At 69.1% G+C, this 21,568-nt stretch carries 15 protein-coding genes and 1 riboswitch; of the genes, 6 read left to right on the top strand and 9 right to left on the bottom strand.

The window, feature by feature from the left end; genetic code table 11:
- Nucleotides 1-222 precede the first annotated feature (222 nt).
- On the top strand, nucleotides 223-804 hold the full coding sequence (locus ACIPC1_RS35370; protein WP_402524688.1) for a flavodoxin family protein: 582 nt from the start codon (nucleotides 223-225) through the stop codon (nucleotides 802-804).
- An 18-nt stretch (nucleotides 805-822) separates the two neighbouring features.
- Here ACIPC1_RS35370 and ACIPC1_RS35365 read toward each other — a convergent pair whose 3' ends face one another.
- From ACIPC1_RS35365 to ACIPC1_RS35350, 4 genes are all read right to left on the bottom strand, one after another.
- Nucleotides 823-1,716 carry an ABC transporter permease gene (locus tag ACIPC1_RS35365; protein WP_402524686.1) on the bottom strand — a complete coding sequence of 298 codons (894 nt, stop codon included), beginning with the start codon at nucleotides 1,714-1,716 and terminating at the stop codon, nucleotides 823-825.
- Nucleotides 1,703-2,737, bottom strand: coding sequence for an ABC transporter ATP-binding protein (locus ACIPC1_RS35360; RefSeq protein ID WP_402524683.1), 1,035 nt, complete (start codon nucleotides 2,735-2,737; stop codon nucleotides 1,703-1,705). The genes ACIPC1_RS35365 and ACIPC1_RS35360 overlap by 14 nt, the downstream gene beginning before the upstream one ends.
- 140 nt (nucleotides 2,738-2,877) lie before the next feature.
- A complete protein-coding gene (locus ACIPC1_RS35355; protein WP_402524680.1) occupies nucleotides 2,878-4,095 on the bottom strand; it encodes an outer membrane lipoprotein carrier protein LolA in 1,218 nt (405 codons plus the stop codon).
- Between the two features lie 318 nt (nucleotides 4,096-4,413).
- A complete protein-coding gene (locus ACIPC1_RS35350; RefSeq protein ID WP_384374182.1) occupies nucleotides 4,414-5,424 on the bottom strand; it encodes a polyprenyl synthetase family protein in 1,011 nt (336 codons plus the stop codon).
- Between the two features lie 378 nt (nucleotides 5,425-5,802).
- Between ACIPC1_RS35350 and ACIPC1_RS35345 the strand changes: the two genes are divergently transcribed.
- The 3 genes from ACIPC1_RS35345 (at nucleotide 5,803) to ACIPC1_RS35335 (ending at nucleotide 10,588) form a co-directional block, all read left to right on the top strand.
- The gene (locus ACIPC1_RS35345) at nucleotides 5,803-7,311 is read left to right on the top strand and encodes a peptide MFS transporter (protein ID WP_402524677.1); all 1,509 of its coding nucleotides are present in this window, start codon (nucleotides 5,803-5,805) and stop codon (nucleotides 7,309-7,311) included.
- A 17-nt stretch (nucleotides 7,312-7,328) separates the two neighbouring features.
- Nucleotides 7,329-9,347 carry a CocE/NonD family hydrolase gene (locus tag ACIPC1_RS35340; protein WP_402524674.1) on the top strand — a complete coding sequence of 673 codons (2,019 nt, stop codon included), beginning with the start codon at nucleotides 7,329-7,331 and terminating at the stop codon, nucleotides 9,345-9,347.
- 285 nt (nucleotides 9,348-9,632) lie between these two features.
- Nucleotides 9,633-9,826: riboswitch (cyclic di-AMP (ydaO/yuaA leader) on the top strand.
- A 3-nt stretch (nucleotides 9,827-9,829) separates the two neighbouring features.
- Nucleotides 9,830-10,588, top strand: a complete 759-nt coding sequence (locus tag ACIPC1_RS35335; protein WP_402524672.1) for a LysM peptidoglycan-binding domain-containing protein — start codon at nucleotides 9,830-9,832, stop codon at nucleotides 10,586-10,588.
- Between the two features lie 273 nt (nucleotides 10,589-10,861).
- Here the strand turns inward: ACIPC1_RS35335 and ACIPC1_RS35330 are convergent, their stop codons facing one another.
- Nucleotides 10,862-11,668 carry an HAD family hydrolase gene (locus ACIPC1_RS35330; RefSeq protein ID WP_402524670.1) on the bottom strand — a complete coding sequence of 269 codons (807 nt, stop codon included), beginning with the start codon at nucleotides 11,666-11,668 and terminating at the stop codon, nucleotides 10,862-10,864.
- Between the two features lie 311 nt (nucleotides 11,669-11,979).
- Here ACIPC1_RS35330 and fahA point away from each other — a divergent pair, with 311 nt between their 5' ends.
- A complete protein-coding gene (gene fahA / locus ACIPC1_RS35325) occupies nucleotides 11,980-13,227 on the top strand; it encodes a fumarylacetoacetase (protein ID WP_402524668.1) in 1,248 nt (415 codons plus the stop codon).
- Nucleotides 13,228-13,662: 435 nt separating this feature from the next.
- On the opposite strand, the gene recQ is transcribed toward fahA, so the two are convergent.
- The gene (recQ, locus tag ACIPC1_RS35320) at nucleotides 13,663-15,699 is read right to left on the bottom strand and encodes a DNA helicase RecQ (protein ID WP_402524666.1); all 2,037 of its coding nucleotides are present in this window, start codon (nucleotides 15,697-15,699) and stop codon (nucleotides 13,663-13,665) included.
- A 394-nt stretch (nucleotides 15,700-16,093) separates the two neighbouring features.
- Here recQ and ACIPC1_RS35315 point away from each other — a divergent pair, with 394 nt between their 5' ends.
- Nucleotides 16,094-16,321: a hypothetical protein gene (locus tag ACIPC1_RS35315; protein ID WP_402524663.1), complete on the top strand. Its 228-nt coding sequence runs from the start codon at nucleotides 16,094-16,096 to the stop codon at nucleotides 16,319-16,321.
- A 98-nt stretch (nucleotides 16,322-16,419) separates the two neighbouring features.
- On the opposite strand, the gene nuoN is transcribed toward ACIPC1_RS35315, so the two are convergent.
- Genes nuoN through nuoL form a run of 3 tightly spaced genes read right to left on the bottom strand, consistent with a single transcriptional unit; the run spans nucleotide 16,420 to nucleotide 21,556 of the window.
- Nucleotides 16,420-18,069 carry an NADH-quinone oxidoreductase subunit NuoN gene (nuoN, locus tag ACIPC1_RS35310; RefSeq protein WP_402524661.1) on the bottom strand — a complete coding sequence of 550 codons (1,650 nt, stop codon included), beginning with the start codon at nucleotides 18,067-18,069 and terminating at the stop codon, nucleotides 16,420-16,422.
- On the bottom strand, nucleotides 18,066-19,637 hold the full coding sequence (locus ACIPC1_RS35305) for an NADH-quinone oxidoreductase subunit M (protein WP_402524658.1): 1,572 nt from the start codon (nucleotides 19,635-19,637) through the stop codon (nucleotides 18,066-18,068). The genes nuoN and ACIPC1_RS35305 overlap by 4 nt, the downstream gene beginning before the upstream one ends.
- A 5-nt stretch (nucleotides 19,638-19,642) precedes the next feature.
- Nucleotides 19,643-21,556, bottom strand: coding sequence for an NADH-quinone oxidoreductase subunit L (gene nuoL / locus ACIPC1_RS35300; RefSeq protein ID WP_365439088.1), 1,914 nt, complete (start codon nucleotides 21,554-21,556; stop codon nucleotides 19,643-19,645).
- Nucleotides 21,557-21,568: the final 12 nt, after the last annotated feature.

Below are 21,568 nucleotides of genomic sequence, written 5' to 3'. Positions count from 1 at the left end.
ACCCTGGTCCCGCGGACCACGGTGCGTCAACGCCGACGGTCCCGGGGCGGAGACGACCCCGGTGCCGATCACCCTCGTGCACATCCTCGCCTCCCACCTCACGCCGATCCCGGCCGGGGTTGCGAAACGGCAATCCAGTGGACAACTAAATGCGTACGCATATATTGTCCACGCATGTAGTCGCGGCGACCACCCTTCGCCGCACGCACCCTAGGGGGACCCATGAGCCGCCGTTTCCTGTTCCTGCTCGGCAGCAGCCGCTCCGACGGCAACACCGAACTGCTGGCCCGCAAGGCCGCCGAGCAGCTGCCCGCGGAGGCCGAGCAGCGGTGGCTGAGCCTCGCCGAGCATCCGCTGCCGGACTTCGAGGACCTGCGCCACGACAGTGACCATGTCCGCCCGACCGAGGGCAGCACGGGCCTGCTCTTCGACGCGACGCTCGCCGCGACGGACATCGTCATCGTCTCGCCCCTGTACTGGTACTCGGTCTCCGCGTCCACCAAGCGCTACCTCGACTACTGGTCGGGCTGGCTGCGCACCCCCGGCGTCGACTTCAAGGCCACGATGGCGGGGCGCACCTTCTGGGGTGTCACCGCGCTGGCGCACGAGGAACAGGAGGTCGCCGACCCGCTCATCGGCACCCTCAACCACTCGGCCGCGTACATGGGGATGCGCTTCGGCGGGGTCCTGCTCGGCAACGGCAGCAAGCCCGGTGACGTACTCAACGACAGCGAGGCCCTGACCCGCGCGAAGACCTTCTTCGCGCAGCAGCCGACGCTCGCCCGCTTCCCCTACGACAGCTGAGCACCAGGTCCCCGCGACTCAGGCCGTGATGTCCTTCGTCGTGAAGCGCGCCCACGCCGCCGACCCGAACACCGCCGCGTACAGAGCCTGTAGGCCGAGGTTGTGGACCAGGTCGTCCCAGTACACCGGGTCGCGCATGAGGTCGGCGAAGGACAGCCAGTAGTGGGAGAAGAAGTACGGCTGGAGCGCATGGAGCTGGGGGATCTGGTCGAGGATCTGGACGGTGATGACGAGCCCGACGGTCGTCGCCATCGCCGCGATACCGCTGCTCGTCAGCGTCGAGATGAACAGGCCGAGCGCCGCGACACCGATCAGTGACGCGGCGACGACCAGCGCGATGAGCAGGGCCCTGCCGAGTCCCTCCGCGAAGCTGATCCGGGTCCCGGAGATGGTCGTCAGCTCGCCCAGGGGGAACAGCACCGCGCCCACCGCGAGCGCCGAGGCCGCCACGACGAGGGTCGCGACCAGGCAGAACGTCATGGTGGTCGCGTACTTGACGAGGAGGAGGCGGGTGCGGCCGGCGGGCGCGACCAGGAGGTAGCGCAGGGTTCCCGCGTTCGCCTCGCCCGCGATCGCGTCGCCCGCGATGACGCCGATCGCCATCGGCAGGAAGAAGGGGAGCGTCACGGCCAGCGCCGTGAACACCAGGAACAGGCCGTTGTTGGTGATCTGCGAGATGAACGCGGGTCCTTCGCCACCACCGCCGCCCGGGCCGCCCCCGGATCCGTCGCTCGTCTCGATCCTGATGGCGATACCGATGAGGACCGGCACCGCCGCGAGCACGCCGAGCAGCGCGATGGTCCGCCACCGCCGGAAGGTGGTGACCAGCTCGCTGCGGAACAGCCCGAACGTCCACAGCGGGCTGGGCGCACGCATCACTTGCGTCTCGGACATGACCTCAGCCCGCGACATCGAAGCCCTCCCCTGTCAGCGCCACGAACGCGTCCTCCAGCGAGGCGCGTTCGACCCCGAAACCGCGGACCCGGACGCCCGCCGCGACCAACGCGGCGTTCAGCTCGGCGAGTTCGCGGTCCGGGGGCTCGGCGGTCACCCCGGTGTCCGTCACGACGAGATCCCCGACGCCTTGTTCCTTCAGTACGCGCGCCGCGTCCGCGGGATCGGGAGTCGTCACGACGAGACGCCCGCGCGCACCCGCCGCCAGATCGGCCACCGCGCCCTGGGTGATGAGCCGGCCCTGCGCCATCACGGCCGCGTGCGTGCACACCTGCTCGATCTCGTCGAGCAGGTGTGAGGAGAGGAAGACGGTGGTGCCGTCCGAGGCCAACTCCCTTACCAGGGAACGGATTTCGCGCATTCCCTGCGGATCGAGGCCGTTGGTCGGCTCGTCCAGGACGAGCAGCCGGCGGGGCTGGAGCAGCGCCGCCGCGAGCCCGAGCCGTTGCTTCATACCGAGCGAGTACGCCTTCGCCTTCTTGCCCGCGGCGGCGGCGAGCCCGACCCGGTCGAGGGCGGCCGCGACGCGTGTACGCCGGGTGCGCGGGTCGGCGGTCGGGTCGGCTGCGTCGTACCGGAGGAGGTTGTCGCGGCCGGAGAGGAAGCCGTACAGCGCGGGGCCCTCGATGAGGGCGCCCACCTGCGGGAGCACGGCGCGGGTGGCCCGGGGCATGGGCTGCCCCAGGACACGCGCCGTGCCCGAGGTCGGCTGGATCAGGCCCATCAGCATGCGGATGGTGGTGGTCTTGCCCGAGCCGTTCGGACCGAGGAAGCCGAAGACGCTGCCCGCCGGGACGGTCAGGTCCAGGCCGTCGACGGCGAGCTGTCCACCGCGGAAGCGCTTGGTGAGCGCGCGGGTGACGATCACGGTGTCAGTGTCCTCAGCCGAGTTCACCTCAGCCGTTGGCGCCGCGACCGCGCTCACCGCCCCTCCCGTGTCGCCCACCGGGTCGGGCTCCGCGGCGGACAGCTCCACCATGGACTCCTCAATTCGTCCTGTGATCCGACCTGTGACTCGTCCTGTGATCTGGCCTGTGATTCGGCCTGTGATCTGGCCTGTGATTCGGCCTGTGATCTGGCCTGTGACTCGTCCTGTGATCCGGCCTGTCCATACGAGTTCTACTGGGCCGCGTCGGCCGCCTTGACCAGCGCGTCCTTGGTGACGGCACCGGCGTACACCTTGCCGTCGTCCGTGATCAGCGCGTTGACCAGGCGGGTCGAGAAGACCGTGCCCGAGCCGAACTTGCCGGTGACCTGGTCGCCGAGGGAGTTCAGGAACCCGTCGACGTTGCTGTTGCCGGAGGAGCCGGACGGTACGCCCTCGCCACCGGTGTCGAACTCGGCGATGGAGTTCCAGCCCTCGCCGATCGTCTTGAGACCTTCGAGTCCGCCGAGTCCCGCGCCCAGGTCCTCGCCGGACTTCTGCGAGGACTCCGGCGCCTTCACGTCGTCGCCCTCGGTGACCTTCGCACCCTTGGGCGGGGTGAAGTCGAAGGTCGACGCGGCCGGCTTGGAGAAGTCGACCTTGGTGAAGCCGGCGTCCACGACGGCCGCGCCGCCGCTCGCCGGGGTCAGCGTGAACTTCAGCGGCAGCCCCGTCTTCGAGTCCACCGCGATGGTGATCGCGCCGACCGTGGAGCCGGACTGCTTCGGCTTGATGAGCAGCTTGTACGCGTCACGGCCCGCGACCTGCGCGGTGCCGTCGACGGTCACGGAGGTGGTGTCGTCGACGGCCTTGAGGGCCTCGTCGGCCAGCTCCTGGGGAGTGGCCGGGACGTCTTCCTGACCCTTTTCCGTCCCGGACTTGGGCGCGGTCGAGTGGTAGACCTCGTTCGACTTGCTGTCGTACCCCCACACGTCCGTGCCGTTGTGGATGAGGCTGTACTCGGCGGCGCTGTCCAGCAGGGAGACCTTGGACTTGTCCGGGCCGTCGGCCGCGACGCGCAGCGTGTGCGTGCCGGTGGCCAGCTCCAGGAGCTTGGATGACGGGTCGGCGGACGAACCGCCACTGCCACCGCCCTGTACGGCCCCGGAAGCGAAGCTGCTCTCCAGGCCACCGAGGTCGGGCAGCCCCAGATCGGTGCTGATCTTGACGGTGCCGGACAGCTGCTCGACGTCCGACTTGGCGATCTTCTCGATGAGCTGCTGGGCGCTGATCTTGGGCAGATCGGGGTCACCGGAGTCGGCAAGCGCCGGGACGAGCCCGATGGTCGCCGCCGCCATCCCCATCACCGCGACCGGGACGACGTAGCGCGCCGCCTTCCGCCGGCCGGTGCGCACGTCATCGGCCTCGGCCTCGTCGGCGTTCGTGCTGTGGTCGGATTCGTACGGTGCCATGTGTGCCTTACCTCCGTCGTCGGCGGCGGCTCGTCCTACTGCACTGGTCCACTCTTAGCCGCCATTCTCACCCGAACCGGTGAGGAGTGGTGTTCACCATCTGACCAAATCGACGGGAGAGATGCGTCAGACCCCGGACGCAACTCCGCGTACTCCTGCGGTATGACGTCACGCGGAGGTGCCTCCCGCAACCCGTAGGGGTTGGAGGAGGCACCACCACCTGACCTTGCTCTTGTGCTCTTGCTCTTGGCCTTGCCTTTGGCCTAGCTCTGGTCTTGCTCGTGGCCGGCAGCTTGGTGAAGTCGACCGGGGTTCGAGTCACCCCGCCCGGTGCACCACCGCGTCGCACAGCTCCACCAGCGCCGCCTTCGCGTCGCACTCCGGCAGCGGAGCCAGCGCGGCCCGCGCGTCCTCCGCGTACTGCACGGTGTCCCGCCGGGCCTGCTCAAGAGCCGGGTGGGCCCGCAGTCGGGCCAGCGCCTCGGCGTGCCGGGCGTCGTCCGTCATGTCGGAGTCCAGCAGCTCGCACAGCGCGATGTCCTCGGCGAGACCGAGCCGGGCCACCCGCTCCCGCAGGCGCAGCACCGGCATCGTGGGAATCCCCTCACGGAGATCCGTCCCCGGCGTCTTGCCCGACTCGCGCGAGTCGGACGCGATGTCCAAGACGTCGTCCGCGAGCTGGAAGGCGACGCCCAGCCGCTCCCCGTACTGCGTCAGCACATCCACGACAGCCTCGTCGGCCCCCGACATCATCGCGCCGAACCGGCAGGCGACGGCGACCAGGGAACCGGTCTTGCCGCTGAGCACATCGAGATAGTGGTCGACCGGGTCACGGCCGTCGCGCGGACCCGCGGTCTCCAGGATCTGCCCGGTGACCAGCCGTTCGAACGCCTCGGCCTGGATCCGGACGGCGTCGGGACCGAGGTCCGCCAGGATGTACGAGGCGCGCGCGAAGAGGAAGTCGCCGGTGAGGACGGCCACCGAGTTGCCCCAGCGGGTGTTCGCGCTGGGCACTCCGCGCCGTACGTCCGCCTCGTCCATCACGTCGTCGTGGTACAGCGTGGCGAGATGCGTCAGCTCGACGACCACGGCCGAGGGCACGACACCCGGCGCGTAGGGATCTCCGAACTGCGCGGCGAGCGTCACGAGCAGTGGCCGGAAACGTTTGCCGCCGGCCCGCACCAGGTGCTGGGCGGCCTCCGTGATGAACGGAACCTCGCTCTTGGTGGCTTCGAGCAAACCCTCCTCGACAGCCGCCAATCCGGCCTGGACATCGGCTTCGAGAGCCTGGTCCCGCACGCTCAGCCCGAACGGCCCGACGACGGTCACGAGAGGTTCTCCTGTCTGCTGACGATCACATGGCGAACTCGGTCGATCATTCGGTCGGTGACGCGGTTTGTCGATGTGTCGCTGCCATCACTCAAGTCAGCGTATCCGGTCACGTTTCGATCACCACGAGCGCCCACCGTCCCCATCGCCGACTTCCCTCACGAGTTCCCCCGGGCGGGACGGACAGTCCACGGCCGCAAAGAAACGGAACCTCCACCCGAACGGGAGGCCGCTCCACGTCCGGCGGCGGGACATCTCCACGTCCGGCGGCAGGACATCACGAGCGGTATGTTCTTGATCAATTAATACGGTCCGATATCCGACGACTTGCCATACTCCCCTCTGCCCCGTCAGCGCCCCGTGAGGAGACCGGCCGCCGTGTCCCGAAGCACCGTCGAATCCGAGCCAGGCAGCGAGCCGCCGCCGCCTCCCGGAGACGACCACGCCTTCTTCGGCCAGCCCAGGGGCCTGCTCACCCTCTCCGGCCTGGAGGTCTGGGAGCGCTTCTCGTTCCTGGGCATGCAGGCGATCCTCGTCCTCTACTTCGCCGACACCGTGGCCCACGGCGGCCTGGGCATGTCGTCGGGCACGGCCGCCTCGGTGTCGGCGGCGTACGGAACGCTCGTCTATCTGGTCTCGGTCGCCGGTGGCTGGCTCGCCGACCGGATGCTCGGCTCGTACCGCGCGGTCCTGTGGGGCGGCATCCTGATCGCCTGCGGCCACTACTCCATGGCGGTCCCGACGGGCACCATGACCTGGGTCGGCCTGGGCCTGATCAGCGCGGGCACCGGCCTGCTCAAACCCAACGTCGCCACCATGGTCGGCAAGCTCTACCGCACCGAGGACGAGCGCCGTGACGCCGGGTTCGCCCTCTACTACATGTCGATCAACATCGGCGCCTTCGCGGGCCCGCTCGTCACCGCCTGGCTCGGCGACCACCGGGGCTGGCACTGGGGTTTCTCGGCGGCGGCGGTCGGCATGACGTTCGGCCTGATCCAGTACGTCGCCGGCCGCCGTCACCTGGCCGGACGCAAGCACGCGGCGGAATTCGCCCTCGCTCCCGACGCGATGCGCCGCACGGTGCTGCTGATCGTCCTCGGCCTCCTCGCGGCGGCCGCACTCGCGACCCTCCTTGCCCTGGCCGGCTATCTGACGATGGACCGCTTCGTCGACCTGCTCACCCTCATCTCGGTGATCGCGCCGGTCGTCTACTTCGCGGTGATGTTCAGGAGCCCGCGCGTGACGGACGCCGAACGCGGCCACCTGCGCCCGTACGTCGTCCTCTTCCTCGCCTCGACCGTCTTCAACTTCATCCTCTTCCAGGCGTACTCGACGATGATGCTGCTCGCCGCGTCGAACGCCGAGAGCAGGATCCTCGGCTACGACTTCCCGGCCGGCTGGTACGCCTCCGCGCTCGGCGCCTTCGAGGTCGCCCTCGCGCCCGTGGTCGCCGCGCTGTGGGTCCGGATGGGCCGCAAGCAGCCGCACGCCTCCAACAAGATCGCGATCGGGGTCGTACTCGGCGGCCTGTCCTTCCTGCTGATCGTGCTGCCGACCAGCGGCCACAGCAGCGACGACTACCTGATGTCGGCCTGGTGGATCGTCGGCTCGTACCTGCTGCTCGGCCTCGGCGACATCCTCCTCGAAACGTCCGGCATGTCCGCCACCACCAAGCTCGCCCCCGTCGCCTTCTCCAGCCAGACGATGTCCCTCTGGTTCCTGTCCCTCGCGCTCGCCAACGGCATCCAGGCCCAGACCGTGAAGCTCTACGACGACGTCTCCAAGCCGGCCTACTTCGGCGTCAACGGCGCGATCGCGGTGGCCGCGGGCCTCGCCGTGATGGCACTCGCACCCTGGCTGCGCCGCACGATGCACCCCGTCCACTGAAACCACCGGGATCACGCATGCACATCCGTACGTCCTTCCCCTACGAGTCCGCTCACGAGGACGTCCTCATCCCCCTCCCGGACGGCACGCGTCTGTACGCCCGCATCTGGCGCCCCCTGACCGACGAGCCCGTACCGGCGCTCCTCGAATACCTCCCCTACCGCCTCACGGACTGGACGGCGCCGCGCGACTGGCAGCGCCATCCCTGGTACGCCGGTCACGGCTACGCCTCCGTCCGCGTGGACGTCCGCGGCCACGGCAACTCGGAGGGCATGCCGACGGACGAGTACTCGGAGGTGGAGCTGGCCGACGGCGTGGAGGTGGTCAACTGGCTTGCGTCCCAGCCCTGGTGCTCGGGCAAGGTCGGCATGTTCGGGATCTCCTGGGGAGGCTTCAACTCCCTCCAGATCGCGGCCCTCGCACCCGAGCCGCTCAAAGCGGTCGTCACGGTCTGCTCGACGGACGACCGCTACGACAACGACGTGCACTACATGGGCGGTTCCGTCCTCGCCGTCGACATGCACGCCTGGGCGGCCACCATGCTCGCCTTCGTCGCCCGCCCGCCGGACCCGGTGCACGTCGGCGAGGTGATGTGGCACGACCTGTGGGTGAAACGCCTGGCGGCGGTGGAGCCGTACCTCCACACCTGGCTGTCCCACCAGACCCGGGACGCGTACTGGAAGCACGGCAGCGTCTGCGAGGACTACGGCGCCATCCAGGCCGCCGTCCTCGCGGTGGGCGGCTGGCACGACCCGTACCGCGACACGGTGTTGCGGCTGGTCGAGAACCTGCCACCGGATCGCGTACGAGGCCTGATCGGCCCCTGGTCGCACCAGTACCCCGACCGGGGCCTGCCGCCGGGCCCCGCGATCGGCTTCCTCCAGGAGACCCTGCGCTGGTGGGACCACTGGCTGCGCGACGGGGACAGCGGAGTGATGGACGGGAACACAGGAGTGATGTCCGAGCCGCTCCTGCGCTCGTACGTCATGGACGCGCACCCTCCGGCAACGGTGTACGACACCTTGCCGGGCCGCTGGGTGGGCGACGAGGTCTGGCCGTCCCCCTCCGTGACACCCATCTCGTACGGCCTCCGGGGCGCACCGGTACTGGTCCGCTCGCCGCAGCACACGGGTGTCGACGCGGGCCGCTTCTTCCCCTTCGGGAACGACGCGGATCTGCCGCCGGACCAGCGGGAGGAGGACGGACGGTCGGCGTACTTCGAGTTCGAAGTCCCGGAGGAGACATGGGTGTTGGGCCGCCCGAAGGTGCGATTGCGACTGACGTCGGAGGCTGAACGCGGCCAAGTGATCGCCCGGCTCTGCGACATGGCCCCCGACGGCTCCTCCACCCTCGTCACCCGAGGCGTACTGAACCTGTCGGCGCGCCATGGCCGTGACCGGGCGGTTCCCTGGAAGCCGGGCTCCACGGAGGACGTGGTCTTCGAGCTGAACGGCATCGGTTACTCGTTCCCGCCCGGTCACCGGATCCGGCTCGCGGTCTCCTCCGCGTACTGGCCCTGGATCTGGCCCCAGCCGGGCTCGGAGGCGGGCTTCACCCTGGACCCTGCGGGCAGCGCACTCGAACTCCCCGTACGGGCAAGGCAGTCGACGTTCCCGATCGCCTTCGAGGAGCCGGAGGAGTCCGCACCCCTGGGAGTGGTCGTGCCGGCGACTCTGGACGAACCCCGCCCCGAACGCCTCGTCGTGCGCGATGTGGCCAAGGGCGAGTGGCGCCTCGAAGTCGACCCCCACTACGGCGGCACCCGCGTCTATCCCGACGGTCTCGAATTCACGGAGGACGCGCTGGAGACGTACACGATCAACGAGTCGGATCCGCTGTCGGCCCGCACGCGCTCGACGTGGTCGATCCGGCTGCACCGCCCGGAGTCGGCATGGGACGCGAGGGTAGAGACCCGCTCCGAAATCACCTGCGACGGCGATGACTTCATCACCTCGAACGAGGTGATCTGCCGGGACGGGGACGAGGTGGTTTTCCACCGGACGTGGGAGAAGAGGATCCCGCGGACGGTGGGGTAGCGCTGCGGTCGGCAGCCCTCGCGGGTTGCCCGTATTGCACCTTGATTGCCTGCGGTGCCGCTTTGTTCATGCTTGGTCGCGTGAAATGAGTCACGTCCACACAAGATCGACGTCTCGGTCCGTCTCGGAATGCCTCACAATTGCCCATTCGCGAAAGGCAAGTTGAGTTTCATATTCCGGACACAATCGGGCGATTCACCCTGTTGTGTGTGCAGGCGAAAGCGATCTACGGCGTCAAATCGGGCCTTGTTCCAGACATGTGCTCTCGCATACGTTCACGTCGATCCAGGTGGAACGCCGAATCCTGCCGCCGCCTGGAACCCCACCCATCCACACGCTCACGGCAGGAGCGGGGGACCCAGGTAAGCCGCCGATCCGGACACCGGAACGGCTAGGGGTGAAGCCGCACCCACCCATGCGGCCGGGCAGCTCCCGCCCGAACCCGACAGCTCACCTCGCAGGCGCCGGAGAGGAATTTCGTCATGCCCGCACGAGGCAAGCACCGCCGCCCCAGGACCAGCAACCTCACCCGCGGCATGGTCGCCGCCGGAACGGGCGGAGCCGCGCTCGCACTCCCCCTGGTGAGCGCGACCGGCGCGCACGCCGCCACCGCGACCAGCGTTCCGGCTCAGGCAACCGCCGCGACGAAGGCCGCTCCGGCCGCCGTCCCCGACGTCAAGCTCGTCACGTACAAGGTCGTCTCGGGCGACACCCTGTCCAAGATCGCGCGGGAGCACACCAAGGACGCCGGCTGGCAGGCGCTCTACAAGGCCAACGCCGCGGTCATCGGCTCCGACCCGGCGCTGCTTCGCCCGGGCACCACTCTGACCGTGGGCACGACGAAAACCACCCAGACGTCCACGAAGTCCGCGGAGTCGACCGCTTCGACCACCAAGTCCGCGGCGGTTCCCGCGACCTACAGCAACGATCTCGACGGCTGGATCAAGGAATCCCTGGCCGTCATGGCCCAGTCCGGGATTCCGGGCACCTACGACGGCATCTACCGCAACATCATCCGCGAGTCCGCGGGCAACCCCGCCGCCATCAACAACTGGGACTCCAACGCCGCCGCGGGCACCCCCTCCAAGGGCCTTCTCCAGGTCATCGACCCGACCTTCGCCGCCTACCACGTGGCCGGCACGTCGATGGACCCCTACGACCCGGTCGCGAACATCACGGCGGCCTGCAACTACGCCGCGGCGAAGTACGGCTCGATCGACAACGTCAACGGGGCCTACTGACGGGGCAGTTCGGACGTATGACTGTGGGTGGTGTCTGCCCCGGGCAAGCGGGCGCCCGGGGCAGACACACCGCCGACTGAGCAGCCGTACCGACAACCGCCCGCCAACCGGGCAGCCGTAGCGACACCCGGGCACGGGCACGGGCACCCGGCAGCTGTACCGACCACCGGGCACAGGCACCCGGGCAGCCGTACCGACAACCGGGCACAGGCACCCGCCAAGGGCAGACGCACCGACAACCGGGCGGGCATCCGAGCCGAACACCCAGGGCCGCTAGCCGAAGAGCCGCTCCAACACCACCGCGATCCCGTCCTCCTCGTTCGACAGCGTCACCTCGTCCGCCATCGCCTTCAGCTCCGGGTGGGCATTGGCCATGGCCACGCCCCGCGCGGCCCAGTCGAACATCGGGATGTCGTTGGGCATGTCGCCGAAAGCGATGGTGGCGGAGGAGGTGAGGCCGAGGTGACGGGCGGCGAGGGCCAGACCCGTCGCCTTGGTCACGCCGCATGGCTGGAGTTCGACCGTCCCCGGCCCCGACATGGTGACGGTCGCCAGCGAACCGGCCACCGCACGCGCCGTCATCGCCAACTCGTCGTCGGACAGGTAGGGGTGACGGAGCAACACCTTGCTGATCGGTTCCGCCCACAGGTCGTCACGCCGCTGCACCCGCACCGCCGGGAGCGTCGGATGCGGCATCACATACCCCGGCTCGATGAGCGTGAGCCCGTCCACCCCGTCCTGGTCCACGGCCGCGTAGACCTGCCCGACCTCCGCCTCGATCTTGCCGAGCGCCGTCTCGGCCAGCTCCCTGTCCAGGGCCACCGACCACAGCAGACGGTCCGCCCCCGCGTCGTACAACTGTGCCCCCTGCCCGCACACCGCCAGCCCCTGGCTGCCGAGTTCGTCGAGCAGCGGCCGCACTCTCGGCGCGGGCCGACCCGTCACCACCAGATGCCGAGCACCCTTGGCCGTGGCCTTCGCCAACGCGGCCCGCGACCGTTCGGAGAGCGTGTCGTCGCCGCGCAGCAGCGTTCCGTCCAGGTCGGTGGCGATAAGTGAATATGCAGTCGGAGCGGCCATGATCCGAAGAATACGGATCGAACGACACATCGGCCCGGCGTGAACCGGACGACGTCCGGTATCCCGTCAGCAACGCCGTTCACCGCACGGGGGTGACAAGCGCCACGAACGGCACGAAGTCCAGTCGGCCGCCCTCCGGATCGCAGTGGGCAGCGCAACTCGACACAGCCGAACGAGACTTATAGGGCATTACGAACCCTCCAGTCGCGGCCCCACCAAGTTCACCCCCCGTAACGTGTTCCGCGACCAAGCAGAACGCACGTCCCGCATGGCGAGTACGCCCGCAAGCCACGAGAGCGAGGCAGCACCCGATGCCCTCCTTCGACGTCCCCGAAGGCGATCCCTTCGGCCCCCACAACCTGCCGTACGGGGTGTTCTCCTTGAACGCCCGCACCCCGAACGACCCGAACGACCCGGCCGCCCCGACCGGTCGAACCGTCGGAGTCCGCCTCGGCGACCACGTACTCGACGCGGGCGCGGCAGCCCGGGCACTCGGCTCCCCGTACGCGGAACTGCTCGCCCGACCGACCCTGAACCCCCTCCTCTCAGCGGGCCGCACCGCCTGGTCCGACGTCCGCCGCGCCCTGACCGCGTGGGTGACGGTCCCGGCTCACCGCGAGACGCTCGAACCCCACCTCCACCCCCTCTCCGAGGTGACCCTGCACCTCCCCTTCGAGGTCGCGGACTACGTCGACTTCTACGCCTCCGAGAACCACGCCCGGAACGTGGGCCAGATCTTCCGTCCCGACGCGGCCGACTCCCTCACCCCCAACTGGAAGCACCTGCCCATCGGCTATCACGGCAGGTCCGGCACGGTCGTGGTGTCAGGAACGGACGTGGTACGCCCGTCGGGCCAGCGCAAGGCACCCACGGACGCGGCCCCCGTCTTCGGCCCCTCCATCCGCCTGGACATCGAGGCGGAGGTCGGCTTCGTGGTCGGCGCCCCCTCGGCCATGGGCACCCCCGTCCCCCTCTCCGCCTTCCGCGACCACGTCTTCGGCCTCTGCCTCCTCAACGACTGGTCGGCGCGCGACATCCAGGCCTGGGAGTACGTCCCCCTCGGCCCCTTCCTGGGCAAGTCATTCGCCACCTCGGTGTCCGCGTGGATCACCCCGCTGGACGCCCTGACCGACGCCCGGGTCGCACCCCCCTCACGCACACACCCCGTCCTCCCCTACCTGGACGACTCCGACGACGAACCCGGCGGCTACGACCTCCGCATCTCCGTCGCCATCAACGGCCACATCGTCTCCGAGCCCCCCTTCTCCACCATGTACTGGACGGCCGCCCAACAACTGGCCCACATGACGATCAACGGCGCCTCCCTCCGCACAGGCGACCTCTACGGCTCCGGAACGGTGAGCGGCCCCTCCGACTCCGAGCGCGGCTCCCTCCTGGAACTCACCTGGAACGGCCGAGACACCCTCGACCTCCCCACCGGCAAGCGCACCTTCCTGGAGGACGGCGACGAGGTAACGCTGACAGCGTGGGCCCCGGGGCCTGGCGGAACACGCGTGGGCCTGGGAGAGGTAACGGGACGCATCAAACCGACCTCCTGAGCGTCTTCCCCCACCCCGGCAGAGACCGACACCCTCACGCACCCGGAGCCGCACCCACAGCCGCACCACAGCCGGAGCCGTACCCGCAGCCGCAGCCGCAGCCGCAGCCAGATCCGAAGCCACAACCGGAGCCGCACCCGCAGCCGCAGTCGCAGTCGCGGCCAGAGCCAGATCCGGAGCCGAAGCCAGATCCGGAGCCGCAGTCGCCAAACCACGGAAGGGGCCGTGCCGGTACGTCCAAATGCTCGTCGCGTACGTTCGCGTCACCGGACGCCACGCCTCCTGACCAACGTCTGATCCGGCGGCGACGAGCGGGACGTACCGGCACGGCCCCGACCCACCCACGACCGCCGCCCCACCGCGTCACCGCCCCGCCGGCCCACCGCCCCCGCCGAGACCAGCACCCCGCCCGGTGGCAGACCTCACCCCGGAGAGCTACCCCCAGTCCTCCGGCTCCGGCTCCGGCTCCTCCCCCATCTCCGGCCAGTCCGGATCCGGAGCCTCACCAACTGCCGGAGCCGCAGCTCCCCCGCCCCCGGAAGCACTGGAAGCACCGGAGGCACCGGAGGCACCGGAGGCACCGGAAGCGTCCCCAAGTGCCCCAAGCACCCCCAACACCCCCTCCCCCCACGTCACCAGCTTCTTCTCACCCACACCACTGATCGTGCCCAACTCCGCCACCGACTTGGGCCACACCGTGACGATCTCCCGCAGCGTCGCGTCATGGAAGATGACGTACGCCGGAACGCCCTGCTCCCGAGCCTGCTCGGCGCGCCAGGCCCGCAGCGCCTCGAAGGCGGGGACCAGCTCCGGTGCCAGCTCGGCCACGGCGGCCTTGGCCTTCTTCTCGCCGCGAGAGGAGGACGAACGAGCACCCACCGGCTTCGGCGGCTCCTTCCGCAACGGCACCTCTCGCTCGCGCCGCAGCACCGTCCCACTCGCCTCGGTCAGCACCAGCGTCCCGTACTCGCCCTCGACGGCAAGCAGCCCCTGCGCCAGCAACTGCCGTACGACGCCCCGCCATTCGTTCTCGGAGAGATCCTCGCCGATGCCGAACACGGACAGCTGGTCGTGGTCGAACTGGATCACCTTGGCGGTCCGGCGCCCGAGCAGGATGTCGACGATCTGGACCGCACCGAACTTCTGCCCACGCTCGCGCTGCAACCGCACCACCGTGGACAGCAGCTTCTGCGCGGCGACCGTGCCGTCCCAGGTCTCGGGCGGCGTCAGGCACGTGTCGCAGTTGCCGCACGCGGGGGTGTGCGGGTCCTGGCCGAAGTAGGCCAGGAGCTGTGAGCGCCGGCACTCGGCCGTCTCGCACAGAGCCAGCATCGATTCCAGGTGGGCGGTCGCCCGGCGACGGAACGCCTCGTCGCCCTCCGAGCCCTGGATCATTTTGCGCTGCTGGACCACGTCCTGAAGCCCGTACGCCATCCAGGCCGTGGACGGCAGTCCGTCGCGCCCCGCGCGGCCCGTCTCCTGGTAGTAGCCCTCGACCGACTTCGGCAGGTCGAGGTGGGCGACGAACCGTACGTCCGGCTTGTCGATGCCCATGCCGAAGGCAATGGTGGCGACCACGACGAGGCCCTCTTCGCGCAGGAACCTCGACTGGTGGCGCGCGCGGGTGCCCGCGTCGAGGCCCGCGTGGTACGGCACGGCCTCGATGCCGTTGCGGGAAAGGAACTCGGCCGTCGTGTCCACCGACTTGCGCGAGAGGCAGTACACGATGCCCGCGTCGTCGGCGTGCTCCTCCCGCAGGAAGGACAGCAGCTGCTTCCTGGGGTCGGCCTTCGGCACTATCCGGTACTGGATGTTGGGGCGGTCGAAGCTCGCTTCGAAGTGCCGGGCATCCGGCATGCCCAGGCGCTGAGTGATCTCCTTGTGCGTGGCGCGCGTGGCCGTGGCGGTCAGCGCGATCCGCGGCACGTCCGGCCAGCGCTCGCCCAGCACGGAAAGCGCCAGATAGTCGGGGCGGAAGTCATGGCCCCACTGGGCCACGCAGTGCGCCTCGTCGATCGCGAAGACCGAGATCTTCCCGCGTGACAGCAGATTCAGCGTCGTGTCCAGACGCAGCCGCTCCGGGGCCAGGTAGATCAGGTCGAGCTCCCCCGCGAGGAACTCCGCCTCGACCGTCCGCCGCTCGTCGAAGTCCTGCGTCGAGTTCATGAAGCCGGCCCGCACGCCCAGCGCCCGCAGCGCGTCCACCTGGTCCTGCATCAGCGCGATGAGCGGGGAGACCACAACTCCCGTACCCGGTCTGACCAGGGCCGGGATCTGGTAGCAGAGCGACTTGCCGCCGCCGGTCGGCATCAGGACAACGGAGTCACCACCCGTCACCACATGCTCGATGATCGCTTCCTGCTCGCCGCGGAAGGCGCCGTACCCGAAGACCCGGTGGAGCGTGGCCAGCGCCTCGCTCTCACCCAGCGTCTCCGTCGCACCCGCTTCGGTCATCACACCTGTCCCACCCATCGCCCGTCCCCCGTCCGTCCTACTTCGCCCACGACAGCCACCTTAGGCCTCCGCACCGACAGCCTCGGAGTTATCCACAGGCTGCCCCTCGGACCGCCCCGCCCTCCTCAGCCCAATGGGTTCGCCGCATGGCAGCCACGGGACAAGCCGGAACATTTCGCTGATGCGAGGCCCGCTCCGCCCAAGGGCGCCCTCACTCCCACCGCCACCCTCCCCACCCCTCTCATCGCCCCATCCCCCTCATCACCCCTCTCCCCAAAGGGCCGCCCCCACCTGTCCCCCCTCAAGGCCGCCTGCACCCTCGCCCTGGCCGCCGCCCTGTCCCTGGCCACCGCCCCGGCCCACGCCGCCGACGAAAACCCCGGCGCTCGACCCCGCCACGCCCGCGACCCTCATGTACGAGACCGGGGCATACGGGAAGCCCAAGCTGGTCGCGGTGGAGTGGACCGTCACGGACACCGGCCAGACCGAGGCGCCGACGCTGTTCGGGAAGGACCTGGACAACACCGTGATCCCAGGCTTCTACACACTCCACGCCTGGATCTACCTCCACGCCTGGATCTACAAGCCCAACCCCACCGGCCTGTTCGAGCCGTGGAACCCGACGGTGAAGTGCCCCTGAAGTCCTGAAGTGAGACACCCCCGGAAAACGGATCGGGGCCCGCTCCCCGAAGGGAGCGGGCCCCGATCCGTACCCGGGCCGGCTCAGGCCGGCCCGGCTCAGCGCACGAACACCCCGGCCTGACCCGCCAGGTCCAGGAAGTACTGCGGCGCCACGCCCAGCACCAGCGTGACCGCCACACCCACCCCGATCGCCGTCATGGTCAGCGGCGACGGCACGGCGACCGTCGGGCCGTCCGGCCGTGGCTCGCTGAAGAACATGAGCACGATCACGCGGATGTAGAAGAACGCCGCGATCGCCGACGAGATCACACCGACCACGACCAGCGCGCCCGCGCCGCCCTCCGCCGCCGCCTTGAACACGGCGAACTTCCCGGCGAACCCGGAGGTCAGCGGGATGCCCGCGAAGGCCAGCAGGAAGACCGCGAACACGGCCGCCACCAGCGGAGACCTGCGCCCGAGCCCCGCCCACTTGGACAGGTGCGTCGCCTCGCCACCGGCATCGCGTACGAGCGTCACGACCGCGAAGGCGCCGATCGTGACGAACGAGTACGCGCCGAGATAGAAGAGCACGGACGAGACACCGTCGGGCGAGGTCGCGATGACACCCGCGAGGATGAAGCCAGCGTGCGCGATGGACGAGTACGCCAGCAGCCGCTTGATGTCGGTCTGCGTGATCGCGACGATCGCCCCGCCCAGCATGGTGACGATCGCGACGGCCATCATGACCGGCCGCCAGTCCCAGCGCAGGCCGGGCAGGACGACGTACAGCAGGCGCAGCAGTGCCCCGAAGGCCGCGACCTTCGTCGCGGCCGCCATGAAGCCGGTGACCGGTGTCGGCGCGCCCTGGTAGACGTCCGGGGTCCACATGTGGAACGGCACCGCGCCGACCTTGAAGAGCAGGCCCATGACGACCATCGCGACGCCGATGAGCAGCAGCGCGTCGTTGCCCATGGTGTCGGCGAGCGCCGGGTCGACGTTCTGGATGGTGCCGTCGACGACCTGCGAGATGGTGGCGTACGACACCGAGCCCGCGTAGCCGTACAGCAGGGCGATGCCGAAGAGGGTGAACGCGGAGGCGAAGGCGCCGAGCAGGAAGTACTTGACCGCCGCTTCCTGTGACAGGAGCCGCTTGCGGCGGGCCACGGCGCACAGGAGGTACAGCGGGAGCGAGAAGACCTCCAGCGCGACGAACAGCGTCAGCAGGTCGTTGGCCGCCGGGAAGATCAGCATGCCGCCGACCGCGAAGAGCAGGAGCGGGAACACCTCGGTGGTGGTGAACCCGGCCTTCACCGCGGCCTTTTCGCTGTCGCTGCCGGGTACGGACGCGGCCTGCGCGGCGAACGAGTCGACCCGGTTGCCGTGCGCCTCCGGATCGAGCCGCCGCTCGGCGAAGGTGAACACGCCGAGCAGTCCGGCGAGGAGGATCGTGCCCTGGAGGAACAGTGCGGGCCCGTCGACGGCGATCGCGCCCATGGCCGCGATGTGCGCCTTCGTGGTGCCGTATCCGCCCGCCGCGAGTGCCACGACCGCGGCGAACGCGGCGGCGAGTGCGACGGCGGACACGAACACCTGGACGTAGTAACGGGACTTGCGCGGGACGAACGCCTCGATCAACACTCCGACGATCGCCGCCCCGATGACGATCAAGATAGGCGACAATTGCGCGTATTCGATCTTCGGCGCGTCGATCTTCGAGATCGGGTCGGCTGCGGTTGTCCACAGGCTGTGGACGGCTGTTGCGCTCACTTGGCCGCCTCCACCTCGGGCTGGGGGTCCGTTTTATGGACGTCTGACATGGTCTGCTTGACCGCCGGGTTGACGATGTCGGTGAGCGGCTTCGGGTAGACGCCCAGGAAGATCAGCAGGGCGATCAGCGGGGTGACGACCAGAAGTTCACGCACCCTGAGGTCAGGCAACGCCGCCACCTGTGGCTTCACCGGGCCGGTCATCGTCCGCTGGTAGAGGACGAGCGTGTACAGCGCGGCGAGGACGATGCCGAAGGTGGCGATGATGCCGACGGCCGGATAGCGCGTGAACACGCCGACCAGGACCAGGAATTCACTCACGAAGGGCGCGAGCCCGGGGAGCGAGAGAGTCGCCAGACCGCCGATCAGGAAGGTGCCCGCGAGCACCGGGGCGACTTTCTGCACCCCTCCGTAGTCGGCGATCAGACGCGAACCGCGCCGCGAGATCAGGAAGCCCGCCACCAGCATCAGGGCGGCGGTCGAGATCCCGTGGTTGACCATGTAGAGCGTCGCGCCCGACTGGCCCTGGCTGGTCATCGCGAAGATGCCCAGGATGATGAACCCGAAGTGCGAGATCGACGCGTACGCCACCAGCCGCTTGATGTCCCGCTGGCCGACCGCGAGCAGGGCCCCGTAGATGATGCTGATGAGGGCCAGTACGAGGATGACGGGCGTCGCCCACTTCGAGGCCTCAGGGAAGAGCTGGAGGCAGTAGCGGAGCATCGCGAAGGTGCCGACCTTGTCGACCACCGCCGTGATGAGTACCGCGACCGGGGCCGTGGCCTCCCCCATAGCGTTGGGCAGCCAGGTGTGCAGCGGCCACAGCGGCGCCTTCACCGCGAACGCGAAGAAGAAGCCCAGGAAGAGCCATCGCTCCGTGTTGGTCGCCATCTCGAACGAGCCGTTGGCCCGAGCCTCGGCGATCTCCTGGAGCGAGAAGTTTCCGGCCACTACATAGAGACCGATTACGGCGGCCAGCATGATCAGGCCGCCGACCAGGTTGTAGAGGAGGAACTTCACGGCGGCGTACGACCGTTGGGTGGCCGCCACTTCGTCGCCGTGCTCGTGGGCCTTGTCCCCGAAGCCGCCGATGAGGAAGTACATCGGGATGAGCATGGCTTCGAAGAAGATGTAGAAGAGGAAGACGTCGGTGGCCTCGAAGGAGATGATCACCATCGCCTCGACGGCCAGGATCAGGGCGAAGAAGCCCTGCGTCGGCCGCCAGCGTGTGTTGCCCGTCTCGTGCGGGTCGGCGTCGTGCCAGCCGGCCAGGATGATGAACGGGATCAGCAGTGCGGTCAGTGCGACGAGCGCCACGCCGATGCCGTCCACGCCCAGTTCGTACCGCACCCCGAAGTCCGCGATCCAGGCGTGGGATTCGGTGAGCTGGTAACGACCGCCGTCGGGATCGAAACGGACCAGGACCACGATCGCCAGCACCAGCGTGGCCAGCGAGACGAGCAGCGCCAGCCACTTGGCGGCGACTCGTCGCGCGGCCGGCACGGCGGCCGTGGCGATCGCCCCGAGGGCCGGGAGCGCCGCCGTCGCTGTCAGCAGAGGAAACGACATCGGTATCAGACCGCCCTCATCAGCAGGGTCGCGGCGATGAGAATCGCCGCACCGCCGAACATCGAGACCGCGTACGACCGCGCGTACCCGTTCTGCAGCTTGCGGAGACGGCCGGAGAGGCCGCCCATCGAGGCCGCCGTGCCGTTGACGACGCCGTCGACCAGGGTGTGGTCGACGTACACCAGGGAGCGGGTGAGGTGCTCCCCGCCGCGCACCAGCACGACGTGGTTGAAGTCGTCCTGGAGCAGGTCGCGCCGGGCCGCGCGGGTGAGCAGCGAACCGCGCGGGGCGACGGCCGGTACGGGACGGCGCCCGTACTGGGCGTACGCGATTCCGACGCCGATGACGAGCACCACCATGGTGGCCAGGGTGACCGTCGTGGCGCTGATCGGCGCGTCGCCGTGGTCGTGTCCGGTGATCGGCTCCAGCCAGTGCAGGAACCTGTCGCCGATGCTGAAGAAGCCGCCCGCGAAGACCGATCCGAAGGCGAGCACGATCATCGGGATCGTCATCGACTTGGGCGACTCGTGCGGGTGCGGCTCATGGCCCTCGGCGTCCGGCTGCCAGCGCTTCTCTCCGAAGAACGTCATCAGCATCACGCGCGTCATGTAGAACGCCGTGATGGCCGCGCCCAGCAGGGCCGCGCCGCCGAGGATCCAGCCCTCGGTGCCGCCCTTGGCGAAGGCCGCCTCGATGATCTTGTCCTTGGAGAAGAAGCCGGACAGGCCGGGGAAGCCGATGATGGCCAGGTAGCCGAGGCCGAAGGTGACGAAGGTGACCGGCATGTACTTCCGCAGGCCGCCGTACTTCCTCATGTCGACCTCTTCGTTCATGCCGTGCATGACCGAACCGGCGCCGAGGAAGAGCCCGGCCTTGAAGAAGCCGTGCGTCACCAGGTGCATGATCGCGAAGACGTAGCCAATGGGGCCGAGCCCTGCGGCCAGCACCATGTAGCCGATCTGCGACATCGTCGACCCGGCGAGGGCCTTCTTGATGTCGTCCTTCGCGCAACCGACGATCGCACCGAAGAGGAGCGTGACGGCGCCGACCACCGTGACGACCAGCTGCGCGTCCGGCGCCGCGTTGAAGATCGCGCCGGAGCGGACGATCAGGTACACGCCCGCGGTCACCATCGTCGCGGCGTGGATGAGGGCCGAGACCGGGGTCGGGCCCTCCATCGCGTCGCCGAGCCAGGACTGCAGGGGCACCTGGGCGGACTTGCCGCAGGCCGCGAGCAGCAGCATCAGCGCGACGGCCGTGAGCTTGCCTTCGGTGGCGTCGCCGACGAGTCCCGGCTCCTCATGGGTGCCGAGCAGCGGTCCGAAGGCGAAGGTCCCGAAGGTCGTGAACATCAGCATGATGGCGATCGACAGGCCCATGTCGCCGACGCGGTTGACCAGGAAGGCCTTCTTCGCGGCGGTGGCGGCGCTGGGCTTGTGCTGCCAGAAGCCGATCAGCAGGTACGAGGCGAGGCCGACGCCCTCCCAGCCGACGTACAGCAGCAGGTAGTTGTCGGCGAGGACGAGCAGCAGCATCGCCGCGAGGAACAGGTTCAGATAGCCGAAGAAGCGGCGGCGCCGCTCGTCGTGCTCCATGTACCCGATCGAGTACAGGTGGATCAGCGAGCCGACGCCGGTGATCAGCAGGACGAACGTCATCGACAGCTGGTCCAGCTGGAAGGCGACGTCCGCCTGGAAGCCCTCGACCGGGATCCAGCTGAACAGGTGCTGGCCGATGGCCCGGTGCTCGGCGTCCTTGCCCAGCATGTCGGCGAAGAGGATCGCGCCGATCACGAAGGAGGAGGCCGCGAGGGCGGTACCGATCCAGTGGCCGACGGCGTCCAGCCGCCGCCCGCCGCACAGCAGTACGGCCGCTCCGAGCAGAGGCGCCGCTACGAGCAGCGCAATCAGGTTGTCCACGATTCAGCGACC

Source organism: Streptomyces sp. NPDC087263, assembly GCF_044744645.1.
Taxonomy (GTDB): domain Bacteria; phylum Actinomycetota; class Actinomycetes; order Streptomycetales; family Streptomycetaceae; genus Streptomyces.
Note: the sequence above shows the minus strand (reverse complement) of the source record. Positions and strands in the feature narration are given on the sequence as shown.

Excerpts from the sequence above, each read along its gene's own strand:
- ACIPC1_RS35370 (WP_402524688.1), top strand. The coding sequence starts at position 223 with ATGAGCCGCCGTTTCCTGTTCCTGCTCGGCAGCAGCCGCTCCGACGGC.
- ACIPC1_RS35365 (WP_402524686.1), bottom strand. The coding sequence starts at position 1,716 with ATGTCGCGGGCTGAGGTCATGTCCGAGACGCAAGTGATGCGTGCGCCC.
- ACIPC1_RS35360 (WP_402524683.1), bottom strand. The coding sequence starts at position 2,737 with ATGGTGGAGCTGTCCGCCGCGGAGCCCGACCCGGTGGGCGACACGGGA.
- ACIPC1_RS35355 (WP_402524680.1), bottom strand. The coding sequence starts at position 4,095 with ATGGCACCGTACGAATCCGACCACAGCACGAACGCCGACGAGGCCGAG.
- ACIPC1_RS35340 (WP_402524674.1), top strand. The coding sequence starts at position 7,329 with ATGCACATCCGTACGTCCTTCCCCTACGAGTCCGCTCACGAGGACGTC.
- ACIPC1_RS35335 (WP_402524672.1), top strand. The coding sequence starts at position 9,830 with ATGCCCGCACGAGGCAAGCACCGCCGCCCCAGGACCAGCAACCTCACC.
- ACIPC1_RS35330 (WP_402524670.1), bottom strand. The coding sequence starts at position 11,668 with ATGGCCGCTCCGACTGCATATTCACTTATCGCCACCGACCTGGACGGA.
- fahA (WP_402524668.1), top strand. The coding sequence starts at position 11,980 with ATGCCCTCCTTCGACGTCCCCGAAGGCGATCCCTTCGGCCCCCACAAC.
- recQ (WP_402524666.1), bottom strand. The coding sequence starts at position 15,699 with ATGGGTGGGACAGGTGTGATGACCGAAGCGGGTGCGACGGAGACGCTG.
- ACIPC1_RS35315 (WP_402524663.1), top strand. The coding sequence starts at position 16,094 with ATGTACGAGACCGGGGCATACGGGAAGCCCAAGCTGGTCGCGGTGGAG.
- ACIPC1_RS35305 (WP_402524658.1), bottom strand. The coding sequence starts at position 19,637 with ATGTCGTTTCCTCTGCTGACAGCGACGGCGGCGCTCCCGGCCCTCGGG.